Here is a 14,232-nt window from a genome sequence, read left to right as displayed (position 1 = left end):
AATTTGTAACTTCGCAAAGTTAATAAAGTTTTGCCACTTAATAAGTACAATCGTCCATCACAATATAAAGACTAATTATATATGAGAATAATTTTCATGGGTACTCCTGATTTTGCTGTCGCTTCTTTAAGAGCACTACTTGAGGCAGGCGAAAACGTAGTTGCTGTGGTAACTGCTCCCGACAAACCTGCCGGCAGAGGTCAAAAACTACATCAGTCTCCTGTAAAAATATTTGCCGAAGCGCATGCCCTTCCTGTATTACAACCCGAAAAACTAAAAAACATCGAGTTCATCGATATGCTAAGATCTTTCAAGGCCGACCTGCAAGTTGTAGTCGCCTTCCGTATGCTACCCGAGGTCGTATGGAACATGCCGTCTTTAGGGACTATAAACGTACATGCTTCTTTACTTCCGCAATACAGAGGTGCCGCCCCCATCAACCACGCAATTATCAACGGTGAAAAAGAATCTGGAGTAACCACCTTCCTTCTCCAACATGAGATCGATACCGGGAATATTTTATTATCAGAAAACATAACCATTGACGAGAAGGACAATGCTGGTTCGCTCCACGATAAATTAATGAAGGCCGGGGCGAATACGTTGATAAAAACCATTCAGAAGTTGAAGTCAAACTCGCTACGTCCTATGCCTCAGAAAGACGTGGTAGAAACTCAATTAAAACATGCCCCTAAAATATTTAAGGACGACTGCCTTATCGACTGGAATTCCGATATCCAAACCATTTATAACAAAATAAGAGGCTTGAGTCCTTACCCGGCTGCATTTACTTATTTCGACAAAAAAGTATTGAAAATTTACGAAGTGGAAAAAGAAAGGAAAAGCCCCCCACCCCAACCCGGATCTTATGAGACGGATGGAAAATCATACCTGAAATTTTCGGGAAACGACGGGCTATTATCGGTTAAACAACTTCAGTTAGAAGGAAAGAAAAAAATGTCAATAGAAGAATTTTTACGAGGTTATCGATTTGAAGATTAATCTTCATATACAATGATATCGCCCGGTTGGCAATCTAATGCTTTGCAAATAGCTTCTAATGTACTTAACCGAATTGCTTTCGATTTCTGATTCTTTAGAATGGAGAGATTCGATAAGGTGATACCAACCCGGTTGCTAAGCTCATTTAAAGACACCTTTTTCTTAGCCATTACTTCATCCAAACGTATTTTGATGCTCATAATCTTTAACGTGACACAATATTTAATCTAATTTAGCATTAATTACTTGTATTTAAAAACAATTCTTGATCTAAAAGGTTTTCAGAGATATGGAAATATTTTTGAATACAGAAATCCTAGTAAAAATAATACAAAAAAAACAACGAATATTTTTAAATATGGAACGGTTTTTGACACCCAGTAAGCATCCCTATGGTCTTCATAACCACCTCAAAATGAGTCAATAAATTACACATTCTTTACAAAAGAATGGAGATATTTTAGTATTTTTGCAAACATTTCAAGAAGGAAGTAATAAAAATTAATGAGACAGCTCAAAATTACGCAATCGATCACTAATCGTGAATCACAATCTTTAGACAAATACTTACATGAAATCGGTAAGGTAGATTTAATCACAGCCGAAGAAGAAGTTATCTTAGCTCAACGGATTCGCGAGGGAGATCAAGTAGCATTAGAGAAGTTAACCAAAACCAACCTACGTTTCGTGGTATCCGTTGCTAAACAGTACCAAAATCAAGGCCTTACATTGGGTGATTTAATCAATGAAGGAAATTTGGGCCTTATCAAGGCCGCTAAACGCTTCGACGAAACGAAAGGTTTCAAGTTTATCTCTTATGCAGTGTGGTGGATTCGTCAATCTATTTTGCAAGCTATTGCTGAACAATCGCGTATCGTACGCTTACCTTTAAATCAAGTAGGTTCTTTAAGTAAAATCAGCAAAGCTTTCTCCAAATTAGAACAGGAATACGAACGTGAGCCTTCTCCAGAAGAATTAGCAGATATCCTCGAGACGACAGTAGATAAGGTTTCGGATACATTGAGTAATTCGGGTAGACATGTGTCAATGGACGCACCCTTCGTACAAGGTGAGGAGAATACATTATTAGATGTATTAGAAAACTCTGATCCCGATACGGATAGTTCGTTAATTGATGAATCTTTATCCGAAGAAATCAAACGGTCTTTATCAACGTTAACAGAAAGAGAAAGAGAAATCATCGTGTTATTCTTTGGACTTGGTTCAAACCACCCATTATCACTTGAAGAAATTGGTGAGAAATTTAATTTAACGAGAGAACGTGTACGTCAGATTAAAGACAAGGCTTTACAACGATTACGTCACACTTCTCGAAGTAAAATTTTAAAATCTTATTTAGGTTAATTTATTTTGACCACATACAGGAAAAGCGCTAGACACATCTAGCGCTTATTTTTTCCTTTATAAATTCAATTTATTGTCCGTAACTTGCCTTTATCGTGATATTCGCCGTTTTTAATCTCGATGTCGTGTTAAAGACTCCGCCATACGAATATTCTTCATTATCATTCTGACCTGTGATTTGAAATATCCCTAAATCCGCTTTATTTAATCCTCCAAGACGACTTCCAGATTCCTTTGCAATATTGTCAGCTCTCAGTTTGGCATTTTGAGACGCCTCCGCAATCAGCGCCAATTTCAAATCCTCTAATTTGGAGTAATAATAGTTTGGAGAATTGGAACTTAATTCCAGGCCTTGCGATATTAAAGTAGATATCTCACGAGAAGCATTATCCACTTTGTCTAGATCTTTAGACTCTACACTTACCGTTTGCGTAAGACTATATCCTGTAAACGTATTATAGCTATGACCGCTACCGTCCGTTTGATACGTAAAATCCCGATTAATATTCACTGCATTAAATAGAATTTCACCGTCTTTAATTCCTTGGCGGACAAGAAAATCTTTCACCAGATCCCGATCTTGTTTTAATTGTTCGGAAGCAGCGCTTAAATCCATGGATTTTCGACTGTATGTGGCAGACCACTTTACGATGTCAGATTCAAAATCCTTTTTTGCATTACCCGTTACATTAATGGTATTAGTTACTTTATACTTATACTTATAAGCATTCGCCAGTATGCTCGCAAAGGCAATACATGCTATTGCAGCAATAATACTAATTGTTATACCGATATATTTCATATTTATATGATTATTTATGAGTGTCAGTTTTCATTGGTATAAATGGATTCGTTTCACTCGGTTTGATTTTTAACGGTCACATGGAATACCCATGTAATATTATCCGTGCTATCCATTACTCCACATGATATTTCATATGTATATAATTTACCTGATTTAATACTATAAAATATGTGCCAAAATTGTTATATACACTTTATACGAATATAACTATTTTTGAATACATACAATTTATCTACGGCATGTTACAAACAAAATATCTTTTTACAGTTGTACTCTCTACAATTTCTTTTTTTTCCCCGGCCCAAAAAAAACCTTTAGATCATTCAAGCTACGATGCATGGCAAAGCATTACAAGCCCAGTCATCAGCAACAGCGGATCGTACATCTATTACACCATTTCACCACAGGAAGGTGATGCTACCACGGAATTCAAAACAAAAACGAATCAATTAATCACAAGTATTCCCCGGGGCTACAACCTTACCCTTACACATGATGAAAAATTTTTGATAAGCCTAATTAAACCCCTATTTCAAGAGATTAGAGCCGCAAAGATTAAAAAGAAAAAACCAGAGGAAATGCCTAAAGATTCGCTGTCCGTATTTGATATAGCGACAAAAAATACATTAAAATTCAATAATATCAAAAACTATAAAGTAGCTAGGGAAGCTCGTAACAATCTGGCATTCATTCAAGAAATAGAAATACCCACTGCAAAAGATACACTTTCTACCGCTGATAAAAAAAGTAAGAAGAACGGAAAAGAAAGCACTCTTGTATTATATAACCTACCTACCGGAGACACCATACAATTCAGGAACGCCGAAAATTACGTAATCAGTGCTAATGAAAAGTACCTTGTATTTAATAAAAAAACAGCAGAAAAAGACAGTTCAGATGCCGACGGTTTATATTTTTACGATATAGCCGCAAGACAACTAAAAAAAATATCTACCGGAAGAGGCACCTATAAGAATATAACATTCGATGATGCCTCCAAGCAATTGATATTTTTAGCAGACAAATCACCGGCTAAATCACTTCTAAAAGATTTCAACTTATTCTATTATACGCCCAACCTCGACACGGCAGCTATAATTGCAACCAAGACTTCCGCCCTAGTTCCAAACAACTGGCATGTATCCGGAGACGGCGACTTATCCTTTAGCGAAAATGGCGAAAAATGTTATTTTGGATTAGCTCCGATTCCGCAGATAAAAGACACGACATTAGTGGAGTTCGAACACGCGAAAGTAGACATTTGGCATTGGCAAGACGATTACCTCATGCCGCAACAATTGGCCAATCTAAAAAGAGATCAATCAGCCAACTATCCCGCCGTTTTTCACATCGGCCAAAAGCGTATTGTTCCGCTCCTAGACGACACCTTTAATCGCATATCTTTTACAGATAGCGGAAATGAAGAGTGGGGGTTAGCCACTACCGATCTTGGCAACCGTATCGCAGCGCAATGGCAAGGCTACACGTTGAATAACATCTTCGCTGTCTCCACGCAAACCGGCAGCAGCATACCTGTAAAAACGAAATGGAACGGATCCAGCTATCTATCCCCCAACGGACAACATATTGTACTATTTAATAGAGATGAAGGCAATTGGTTAAGCTATAACATCACAACCACTGAGACCATTCCACTCACCAAAGATATAGCAATCAGCTTTACCGATGAGCAGAACGACGTTCCCGCTCTGCCCGGAGCTTATGGCATAGCCGGATGGAGCAAAGACAACCAAGGTGTATATATTTACGACAGATACGATATCTGGTATTTTTCATTTGACGGAAAGCACCATCAACTTATCACAAAGGGATTTGGCAGGAATAATAAAATAACATTGCGGCTGATAGCCTTTAAAAGCGATAATCCGCGTGCTAAAACAGTGAGAATAGATCCGCAGACGAAGTTACTTCTGTCTTCTTACAACGAAACGAGTAAACAAAACGGTATCTTTCAGTTGAACTTAACGAAAGGCGATTTACAGGAAATTATCCAATCGCCATTTACATACAGGCAATTCGCGTCGGACAAGAAAAAAGACCAGATAATTTACACAAAAGAAAACTACAATCTACCACCGGATCTATATCTTTCTAAAGATTTCAATAATGAAACTAAAATATCCGCGATCAATCCACAACAAGGACAATACAACTGGGGAACCGCCGAACTGGTAAAATGGGTCACACCAACCGGAACAGCGGCAGAAGGAATCCTTTATAAACCAGAAGATTTTGATCCGGATAAAAAGTACCCCATAATCGCCTATTTTTACGAAACCCTCACGGAAGGTCTCTATACCTATCAAGCCCCGGCACCAACCCCTTCGCGGTTAAATATTTCTTTTTTTGTAAGTAACGGGTATTTGGTATTTGCTCCAGATATACGGTATAAAAATGGCTATCCTTGCCGTTCTGCAGAAGAGCATGTTAATTCCGGAATGCAATTTTTGGCCCAGGAATTTCCGTGGGTAGACGCCAACAAGATGGCTATTCAAGGGCAAAGTTGGGGTGGATATCAAGTAGCACATTTGATAACCCGAACGAATAAATATGCCGCTGCATGGGCGGGAGCTCCAGTGGTCAATATGACTTCCGCCTACGGAGGGATACGTTGGCAGTCGGGAATGTCCCGTCAATTCCAATACGAAAATACCCAGAGCAGAATTGGGCGTACCCTGTGGGATAATAAAGATCTATATATAGAAAACTCACCCCTATTTTTCTTAGACCGGGTAAATACTCCCGTGGCCATCATGCACAACGATCAAGATGGCGCGGTTCCGTGGTATCAAGGAATAGAAATGTTCACGGCTTTGCGAAGGTTAGGAAAACCCACCTGGCTACTCAATTATAATGGAGATGGTCACAATCTGATGGAACGACAAAACAGAAAAGACATTCAAATACGGCAACTTCAATTCTTCGATCATTTTTTAAAAGGAAAACCCGCAGCAAGTTGGATATCAAAAGGCGTACCTGCCATAAAAAAAGGAATAGAATGGGGATTTAATACTGAAAAGGACTAAAATAAAAATATAAAAACATAAATTAATCAATGTAAAAGGCAAAAAATAGAATATTTTTCAATTTTAAAGCGCTATTTTCATTAAAATTTTAAAAAAGTATTTAATTTATTAAAAAAAGTACCTATTTTTGAAACGAAATTTGAAGGGATATCAAATTCAAAACAAATACATAACGCATTATAAATAAATAATTAAATGTCTAACCTTAGATTTGAATCCGTAAAAGCTGCTTCTTCACGCCAAATCAACTCTGAAGAAAAAGTAGAGACAAAAAAAGCAACTGCGATTTTCGGCAAGAATGTCTTCACTATTGCCAAAATGAAAGACTACCTTCCTAAAACTACTTACAGAGAGCTAACAAAAGCAATAGAAGAAGGAGAGCAAATTACGCGTGAAATCGCAGAGCATATTTCACAAGCCATGAAAGCGTGGGCGCTGAATGACGGTGTATCTCACTATACACACTGGTTTCAACCTTTAACAGGTTCCACTGCTGAAAAACATGATGCATTCTTTGAACCAGATGAAAACGGTGAAGCCATTGAAAAGTTTACAGCCGACGCACTTGTACAACAAGAACCGGATGCATCTTCATTTCCAAATGGAGGTATTCGTAATACATTTGAAGCAAGAGGATACACCGCTTGGGATCCATCTTCTCCAGCTTTCATTTATGAAACAGGCGCGGGTAAAACACTTTGTATCCCCACAGTGTTCGTCTCTTACACAGGAGAATCATTAGACTACAAGGCACCTTTGCTTAAAGCAATCAATGCAGTAGATAAAGCAGCTACGGATGTTGCACAATATTTTGACAGATCCATTAACAAAGTTACTGCCTCTCTAGGTATTGAACAAGAATATTTTTTAGTTGACCTGTCACTATATAATGCACGTCCAGATTTACAATTAACAGGGCGTACTTTATTCGGACACATGTCCGCTAAAGGACAACAATTAGAGGATCATTATTTTGGAGCTATACCTGAGCGCGTATTAGCATTCATGGTCGACCTTGAAAACGAAGCCTTAAAATTAGGCATTCCATTAAAAACCCGTCACAACGAGGTTGCCCCCTCTCAATTCGAGTGTGCTCCGATGTATGAGGAAATCAACCTTGCGATTGACCACAATCAATTGTTGATGAACTTAATGGAACAAGTTGCTATCCGTCACAATTACAAAGTGTTATTACACGAAAAACCATATAGTGGTGTAAATGGATCCGGCAAACACAATAACTGGTCATTGATTACCAATACAGGTGTAAATCTATTATCTCCTGGAAAAACACCTAAGAACAACCTGATGTTCTTAACGTTTTTCGTAAACACCATCAAAGCCGTTTACGAGCATGCAGACTTACTACGCGCTTCTATCGCGAGTCACTCCAATGACCATCGTCTTGGCGCCAATGAAGCTCCCCCTGCGATTATTTCTATTTTCTTGGGTTCTCAATTAGATGAGCTATTAGAAGAAGTAGAATCTGCACGTGTAGCCAAGAAAGTAAAAGCAGAAGCCAACTTGTGGCATGGTATTCCAAAAATCCCTGAATTAAAAATGGACAATACAGACCGGAACCGTACTTCACCATTTGCATTTACAGGCAATAAATTTGAGTTCCGCGCAGTAGGTTCATCGGCTAATTCAGCGCTACCAATGACCATCTTAAATGCTATTGTAGCTACTCAACTGATTGAGTTCAAAATAGAAGTTGATAAGCAAATCAAGAAAGGCACGAAAAAAGATCTGGCACTATTAAATGTAATCCGAAAATATATCAAGGACTCGAAATCGATTCGATTCGAAGGAAATGGCTACAGTGAAGAGTGGGAAAAAGAAGCAGAAACACGCGGATTATCCAACATTAAGTCTACCCCTAAAGCATTAGATATATACGTAGCCGAAGAGTCGTTAGAACTGTTTGAAAAACTGGGTATTTATACCAGACGTGAGTCGGAAGCACGTCACGAGATTTTGTTAGAAAATTTCTACAAAAAATTACAGATTGAAGCACGTGTTATTGGCGAAGTAGTAAATAGCCAAATCGCTCCGGCTTGTTTCACATATCAAAATGAATTGATTACGAATGTAAAAGGTCTGAAAGATTTAGGATTAAACAAAGAGTCTTATAGTTCACAGATCAATCTAGTTGAACGTATTTCTAAACACGCTAATACTATACTTGAACAAGCAGAAGAAATGCGTCAAGAACGTAAGAAGGCTAATAGTATCGAGGATATCCGCGAAAGATCTATCGCATATGACGAAATCGTAAAACCATATTTTGACGAGATTCGTTATCATGTCAACAAATTGGAGAAAATCGTAGATGATTCAAAATGGCCTCTGCCAAAATTACGTGAATTATTATTTGTTCACTAAGAATAATTCATTCCATAAAAAAAGTCCATTTTTCAAAATGGACTTTTTTATTTAGTTTTCTGCAACAACTTCGGTAAGTACATATACATCCTCGTTGTCTTTTTTCATTTTATATTTCTCCCGGGCTATACGTTGAATTTCACTCGGGTTAAACTGTACATCTTTAATGGATTTTTCGATATAAGCAATCTCCGAGACATAGAATTCCTTTTCCTTCTCTAATTTGGCTTTTTCCTGATAATAATTGTATTGCGCAGCAAAATCATAACGATCGAAGAAACACATCCAAATCACGAAAGCTATAACGGCCAATAAAAACTTATTCTTAATTAAGTTGAGAAAACGTTTCATAGTGTAAAGATATAAAACTCCGTATTCAATTTGTAGTTAAACTTAGGTAATTTTCGCCATATATAAAAAAAGGGAGATGTTATCCATCTCCCTTGATATAACCGAACTCCAATTAACTACTTCTTTGGAGCATATTTAAAATCTTTTCCGATAAACTTGGCATTTACACCTAATTCTTCTTCGATACGCAACAATTGATTATATTTCGCAATCCTATCAGAACGGGAAATCGACCCTGTTTTAATCTGTCCACAGTTCAATGCCACAGCCAAATCAGCAATGGTTGTATCTTCTGTTTCTCCAGAACGATGAGACATCACAGATGTATATCCCGAATTTTGAGCCAACGAAACCGCATTGATCGTCTCGGTCAACGATCCAATTTGGTTTACTTTAACCAAAATTGAATTTGCCGTATCATTATCAATTCCCTGCTGAAGACGTTTGGTGTTCGTAACAAATAAATCGTCTCCTACCAACTGTACGCGATCTCCGATTTTTTCTGTAAGCACTTTCCAACCGTTCCAATCATCTTCTCCCATACCATCTTCAATAGAAATAATTGGGTACTTTTCAGATAATTCAGCTAAATAAGATGCTTGTTCTTCACTCGAACGAACAGCACCTTTATCTCCTTCAAATTTTGTATAATCGTATTTACCGTTCACATAAAATTCAGAAGCAGCACAATCTAACGCCAAACAAATATCTTGCCCTGGCGTATAACCAGCGCTTTTAATCGCCGTCAAAACAGTTTCGATAGCATCTTCAGTACCTTCAAATGTAGGAGCAAAGCCACCCTCATCCCCTACTGCAGTAGACAAATTCCGGTCATGTAATATTTTTTTCAATGCATGAAATACTTCAGCTCCCCAACGTAAAGCTTCAGAGAACGAAGGAGCACCAACAGGCATAATCATAAACTCTTGAAATGCAATAGGTGCATCCGAGTGTGATCCACCATTGATAATATTCATCATTGGAAGAGGCAAAGTATTTGCATTCACGCCACCAATATAACGGTATAATGGCTGGTGACTTTCCTGTGCCGCAGCTTTTGCTACAGCTAAAGAGACACCCAAAATAGCGTTTGCTCCTAATGCTCCTTTGTTTTCGGTTCCATCAAGATCGATCATGATCTTGTCGATTGCATTTTGTTCAAAAACATCGACACCTTCCAGAGCTTTCGCAATTTTGGTATTTACATTTTCGACCGCTTTAAGAACACCTTTTCCCAAATATTTTGTCTTGTCACCGTCACGTAGTTCCACTGCTTCGTAGGCACCGGTAGAAGCCCCAGAAGGAACCGCAGCACGTCCAACAAAACCGTTTTGTGTAGTTACATCTACTTCAATAGTAGGATTTCCGCGCGAATCCAAAATCTGACGCGCATGTACATCAATTATTAAGCTCATTTCTTTATGTATGGTCTATTAAATTCAATATCAACTTAGTGTATCAACAACACTAAGTTAGCAAAAATTATTACTATTCCAAAAATAGCAAATATTATTAAATTATTAACTAATCCTACGCGGTTTTTAGACATTATTATGATATCGCCCCATATTGGAGGTAAGAGGAAAATAATAAAAACGAAGGTTTTTTAATCAATTTTTTTTGTCGCTTAGCCCGCGACAGGGGTCTTCTTTTTACCTCAAAAAGAAGCAAAAACTCGTCGCTGTGCCGGCTCGCCAGAACGGATCACCATTCCTGCTATTGGCGACCCATCAAGGCGACATTTTTCGGGTATGAAAGAATAGTGCTTTGTTATTAATTATCTACTTAGTACTTCAGCCGAAGTTAGAAAGGACGACCTAGGTCGATGTAGAAGAAAGCTTTTGGATTTGCGTTAAGAACAGATCCCCGAAGCGAAGCGGCTTGGAGATGTTTAGTAAATCCAAAAGCTTTTAGCGTAACATTGACCCAGTCTTGACTTTTTTGCTTCGTTTTTTGGTCAAACAAAAAATGAAGGCCCCGTCGCGGCGAGCGACAAACTGACGAATTTAAATGTTCCTTTAAAATAAATTTCCTCCAGAAGTCTCCCTTAATTCTAGCACAAAAAAGCCGGGCTTTACACTGCCCGGCTTATTATTTCACTTTTTATATTTCAATTCTTTATCATAGAAACAAAATCGTCAAACAAATAACGGGAATCATGTGGACCCGGAGAAGACTCCGGATGATATTGTACCGAGAAAGCCTTCTTTCCTTTCACGCGAATACCTTCAATCGAATTATCATTCAAATTTATATGCGTTACCTCTATTTTATCTGAATTTTCAATATCTTCCCTTACTACGCCGAAACCATGATTTTGAGAAGTAATCTCACAGCGATTAGCAATAACGTTTTTTACCGGATGATTAATCCCACGGTGCCCGTTAAACATTTTCTCTGTACGGATATCATTTGCTAAAGCTAAAATTTGATGACCTAAACATATCCCAAACATAGGCTTATCTGCATTTAAAATTTCTTTCACTGTACCAATTGCATAATCCATTGCAGACGGATCTCCTGGACCATTTGATATGAAATAGCCATCAGCACCCCAGGCCTCCATATCTGCAAAAGAAGTTTTAGCCGGAAAAATTTTCGCATACACTTGTCTTGCATCAAAATTACGCAGGATATTCTTCTTAATACCGAGATCCAATACCGCAATACGCGTAGGCGCATCCTCTTCACCATAGAAATAAGGTTCGGGTGTAGACACGCGCGAAGAAAGCTCCAATCCCGCCATTGAAGGCACTTCGGCCAACGCAGCTTTTAAGGAATCAGCATCCAAGTTCTCAGAAGAAATAATCGCATTCATCGCTCCTTTGTCACGGATATGACGCACCAAAGAACGTGTATCGATATCAGAAATTCCTACTAAATTTCCTTCTTCAAAATAAGTTTGGATAGATTCATCCGCCATTTTACGGCTATAGTTAATATTATAATTCTTACAGACCAGTCCGGCTATCTGAATCTCTTTTGACTCCGTATCATCTTCATCAATCCCATAATTACCAATATGTGCATTGGTCGTCACCATGATCTGTCCATAATAAGAAGGATCTGTAAAAATCTCCTGGTAACCTGTAGTACCTGTGTTAAAACAAATCTCACCTGTGGTGGTACCTATTTTTCCGGCAGCTTTGCCGTGAAATACAGTACCGTCCTCAAGGACTAAAATTGCCGGTAATTTACTATAGTTGGTCATCTTTATATATATAATATTCTACTATCTTCCTTTACAATTTCCTGTTTAAAAATTAAGATACAAAAAAAGCCCAAACGGGCTATCGGTATCATCAAATGATTTTTCGATGTCGACATTAGACATGTTGTCAGTTGAGATTAAATAATAAACATCAATTTTCACGGGAGACAAAGGTAGGAATAAAATTAAAAATTAAAGAATTAAAAAGTTAAAAAAATCAATCGTCTTCCTCCACTATCTCTTGAACGCGACCGATCTGTCCGTCTTGGAGACGTACTTTAATTCCCCTGTGGTGAAAAGCCGCAGATGTTAATAAGTCTTTTACAATACCTTCCGTTAAAATACCGGTACGTTGGTCTTTCTTCAGTACAATATTTACGACCATACCGGGTTTTATATTTGCTCTCGTTTTTCCGTCCATCTTTATTTAAATATTATCTCCCACTTTCCTGTTCACATTTCAGTCTCCCCACCACGTGAAAGCTTCCTTATGTTATTAATTTAGAATTTTAAACACCATTTCCCGCATTAAATCGGCCGTCGTCGTATTTGGCCCCGTATTCAACCCTTTCGATTTAAGATCGTATTCCCGCAGCGTACCTATAATATCGAATGTTTTACGCTTATTAAAATTACGGGCAGCCACATCATACTCTTTAGTAAAAAAAGGGTGTACACCCAAAGCCTTTGCAACAGCCTGAGACGATTTATCCTGCAAATAATGATATTTTAGTATTTTCGTAAAGTACCCAGCCAACGACCCCATCACTACCACAAACGGATTAGACTTGGGATTCGCAGCGAAATAATCTACAATTTGAATCGCCTTCAGCGAATCCCGCTTGCCCAATGCAGCATTGAGTTCAAAAATATTAAAATCCTTACTAATTCCAATATTCCGTTCAATGTCGGCAGATGAAATTTCACTTTCTTTGGGCACATTAAGCATTAATTTCTCGAGCTCGTTCGCTATTTTGGACAAGTCGGTACCGAGGTATTCCGCCATCAAAGCAGCAGCTTGAGGATGTATACGCCACCCCTCCTGTTGCAATCGGTCAACAATCCAGGGAGCGACTTTATCATCATACAACTTAGCGGACTCCAACACCACYCCTCTTTTATCAATCGCTTTATAAAGTTTCGTACGTTTATCAAACTTACCATGTTTAAAAGCAATAACTAATATCGTAGACGGTGTTGGATTACCAACATACTTTGCAAATAGGTCGTCATCAGACTTCCACTTAAGCGCCTGCGCCTCTTTAACAATAATCAATTGGTATTCGCTCATCATCGGATAGCGTTTTGACGCGTTTACTATCGTCGAAAAATCAGTATCCTTTCCATAGAGGACAGTTTGATCAAACCCCTTCTGTGCGTCATTTAAGACCGAATTTTCTAACGCGTCGCTGATCAAATCTATGTAATACGCTTCCTCGCCATGCAATAAATACACCGGCTTATATTTCCTATTCTTGATATCGCTTAACGTACTATTAATATTCATGGATAGGCGAAATTAATGATTTATGTGCAATTATCGCACATTTCTTTTTGAATCTCAAATGATTTATACATTACTAAATTTTAGTAACTTTGTAGCATGTTTAAGCCGATTCCATTAAATTTGCCAGCTTATCCCCTTAAGTTAACTCGAAATGAAGAGAAGGTTTTCGTTTTTGATATACTTAGAAAGAAAAATCTTATTTTAACGCCAGAAGAATGGGTAAGACAGCATTGGATCCATTATTTACATCAGCATAAAAAATACCCAAAATCGCTGATGAAAATAGAGGGAGGTCTTCAGCTAAACAGTTTACAAAAAAGAAGTGATTTATTGATATACGACAATACTGGAGTTAAAATTCTTTTAGCAGAATTTAAAGCGCCTCATGTTAAAATTACGCAAGACACGTTTCAACAGATTGCGAATTACAACAGTATTCACAAAATTCCGTTATTAGTGGTAAGCAATGGATTAGAACACCATTATTGTAGGATAGATTTTGAAAAGGGGTCTTTTGAATTTATAGAAGAATTACCAAATTACATTGAATAGACAATAA

Annotated in this window: 12 protein-coding genes; 5 read left to right on the top strand and 7 right to left on the bottom strand. The window is 37.9% G+C overall.

Annotated features, from left to right (window positions below):
* The first annotated feature begins 81 nt into the window (after nucleotides 1–81).
* Nucleotides 82–1,002: a methionyl-tRNA formyltransferase gene (gene fmt, locus C4F40_RS16545; RefSeq protein WP_196940534.1), complete on the top strand. Its 921-nt coding sequence runs from the start codon at nucleotides 82–84 to the stop codon at nucleotides 1,000–1,002.
* Here the strand turns inward: fmt and C4F40_RS16540 are convergent.
* Nucleotides 999–1,202 carry a helix-turn-helix domain-containing protein gene (locus C4F40_RS16540; RefSeq protein ID WP_140939616.1) on the bottom strand — a complete coding sequence of 68 codons (204 nt, stop codon included), beginning with the start codon at nucleotides 1,200–1,202 and terminating at the stop codon, nucleotides 999–1,001. The genes fmt and C4F40_RS16540 overlap by 4 nt on opposite strands.
* A 304-nt stretch (nucleotides 1,203–1,506) precedes the next feature.
* Between C4F40_RS16540 and C4F40_RS16535 the strand changes: the two genes are divergently transcribed.
* Nucleotides 1,507–2,367, top strand: a complete 861-nt coding sequence (locus C4F40_RS16535; protein ID WP_079642450.1) for a sigma-70 family RNA polymerase sigma factor — start codon at nucleotides 1,507–1,509, stop codon at nucleotides 2,365–2,367.
* Between the two features lie 70 nt (nucleotides 2,368–2,437).
* Here C4F40_RS16535 and C4F40_RS16530 read toward each other — a convergent pair whose 3' ends face one another.
* A complete protein-coding gene (locus tag C4F40_RS16530) occupies nucleotides 2,438–3,169 on the bottom strand; it encodes an SIMPL domain-containing protein (protein ID WP_196940533.1) in 732 nt (243 codons plus the stop codon).
* Nucleotides 3,170–3,411: 242 nt separating this feature from the next.
* On the opposite strand from C4F40_RS16530, the gene C4F40_RS16525 reads away from it, so the two are divergent.
* Complete coding sequence (locus C4F40_RS16525; protein ID WP_196940532.1) at nucleotides 3,412–6,219, top strand: alpha/beta hydrolase family protein; 2,808 nt, start codon at nucleotides 3,412–3,414, stop codon at nucleotides 6,217–6,219.
* 195 nt (nucleotides 6,220–6,414) lie between these two features.
* Nucleotides 6,415–8,604 (top strand): glutamine synthetase III family protein, encoded by a 2,190-nt coding sequence (locus C4F40_RS16520; RefSeq protein WP_196940531.1) that lies wholly within the window; start codon nucleotides 6,415–6,417, stop codon nucleotides 8,602–8,604.
* Nucleotides 8,605–8,655: 51 nt separating this feature from the next.
* Here the strand turns inward: C4F40_RS16520 and C4F40_RS16515 are convergent, their stop codons facing one another.
* The 5 genes from C4F40_RS16515 to holA all read right to left on the bottom strand — a co-directional run bounded on the left by C4F40_RS16515 (nucleotide 8,656) and on the right by holA (nucleotide 13,673).
* Complete coding sequence (locus tag C4F40_RS16515) at nucleotides 8,656–8,955, bottom strand: septum formation initiator family protein (RefSeq protein WP_196940530.1); 300 nt, start codon at nucleotides 8,953–8,955, stop codon at nucleotides 8,656–8,658.
* 116 nt (nucleotides 8,956–9,071) lie between these two features.
* Nucleotides 9,072–10,370 carry a phosphopyruvate hydratase gene (gene eno, locus C4F40_RS16510; protein ID WP_196940529.1) on the bottom strand — a complete coding sequence of 433 codons (1,299 nt, stop codon included), beginning with the start codon at nucleotides 10,368–10,370 and terminating at the stop codon, nucleotides 9,072–9,074.
* A 695-nt stretch (nucleotides 10,371–11,065) separates the two neighbouring features.
* Nucleotides 11,066–12,166, bottom strand: coding sequence for a glutamine-hydrolyzing carbamoyl-phosphate synthase small subunit (gene carA, locus C4F40_RS16505; protein WP_196940528.1), 1,101 nt, complete (start codon nucleotides 12,164–12,166; stop codon nucleotides 11,066–11,068).
* A 217-nt stretch (nucleotides 12,167–12,383) separates the two neighbouring features.
* A complete protein-coding gene (locus C4F40_RS16500) occupies nucleotides 12,384–12,587 on the bottom strand; it encodes a YwbE family protein (RefSeq protein WP_196940527.1) in 204 nt (67 codons plus the stop codon).
* A 75-nt stretch (nucleotides 12,588–12,662) separates the two neighbouring features.
* On the bottom strand, nucleotides 12,663–13,673 hold the full coding sequence (holA, locus tag C4F40_RS16495; protein WP_196940526.1) for a DNA polymerase III subunit delta: 1,011 nt from the start codon (nucleotides 13,671–13,673) through the stop codon (nucleotides 12,663–12,665).
* A 96-nt stretch (nucleotides 13,674–13,769) separates the two neighbouring features.
* Here holA and C4F40_RS16490 point away from each other — a divergent pair, with 96 nt between their 5' ends.
* A complete protein-coding gene (locus C4F40_RS16490) occupies nucleotides 13,770–14,225 on the top strand; it encodes a type I restriction enzyme HsdR N-terminal domain-containing protein (protein ID WP_196940525.1) in 456 nt (151 codons plus the stop codon).
* The last annotated feature ends 7 nt before the right edge of the window (nucleotides 14,226–14,232 follow it).

Origin of the sequence: Sphingobacterium pedocola (assembly GCF_015209965.1) — a bacterium.
GTDB lineage: Bacteria > Bacteroidota > Bacteroidia > Sphingobacteriales > Sphingobacteriaceae > Sphingobacterium > Sphingobacterium pedocola.
This window is presented reverse-complemented; position numbering and strand designations above follow the sequence as displayed.

Excerpts from the sequence above, each read along its gene's own strand:
- C4F40_RS16520 (WP_196940531.1), top strand. The coding sequence starts at position 6,415 with ATGTCTAACCTTAGATTTGAATCCGTAAAAGCTGCTTCTTCACGCCAA.
- C4F40_RS16500 (WP_196940527.1), bottom strand. The coding sequence starts at position 12,587 with ATGGACGGAAAAACGAGAGCAAATATAAAACCCGGTATGGTCGTAAAT.
- carA (WP_196940528.1), bottom strand. The coding sequence starts at position 12,166 with ATGACCAACTATAGTAAATTACCGGCAATTTTAGTCCTTGAGGACGGT.
- fmt (WP_196940534.1), top strand. The coding sequence starts at position 82 with ATGAGAATAATTTTCATGGGTACTCCTGATTTTGCTGTCGCTTCTTTA.
- C4F40_RS16540 (WP_140939616.1), bottom strand. The coding sequence starts at position 1,202 with ATGAGCATCAAAATACGTTTGGATGAAGTAATGGCTAAGAAAAAGGTG.
- C4F40_RS16490 (WP_196940525.1), top strand. The coding sequence starts at position 13,770 with ATGTTTAAGCCGATTCCATTAAATTTGCCAGCTTATCCCCTTAAGTTA.
- C4F40_RS16535 (WP_079642450.1), top strand. The coding sequence starts at position 1,507 with ATGAGACAGCTCAAAATTACGCAATCGATCACTAATCGTGAATCACAA.
- C4F40_RS16525 (WP_196940532.1), top strand. The coding sequence starts at position 3,412 with ATGTTACAAACAAAATATCTTTTTACAGTTGTACTCTCTACAATTTCT.
- eno (WP_196940529.1), bottom strand. The coding sequence starts at position 10,370 with ATGAGCTTAATAATTGATGTACATGCGCGTCAGATTTTGGATTCGCGC.
- C4F40_RS16515 (WP_196940530.1), bottom strand. The coding sequence starts at position 8,955 with ATGAAACGTTTTCTCAACTTAATTAAGAATAAGTTTTTATTGGCCGTT.
- C4F40_RS16530 (WP_196940533.1), bottom strand. The coding sequence starts at position 3,169 with ATGAAATATATCGGTATAACAATTAGTATTATTGCTGCAATAGCATGT.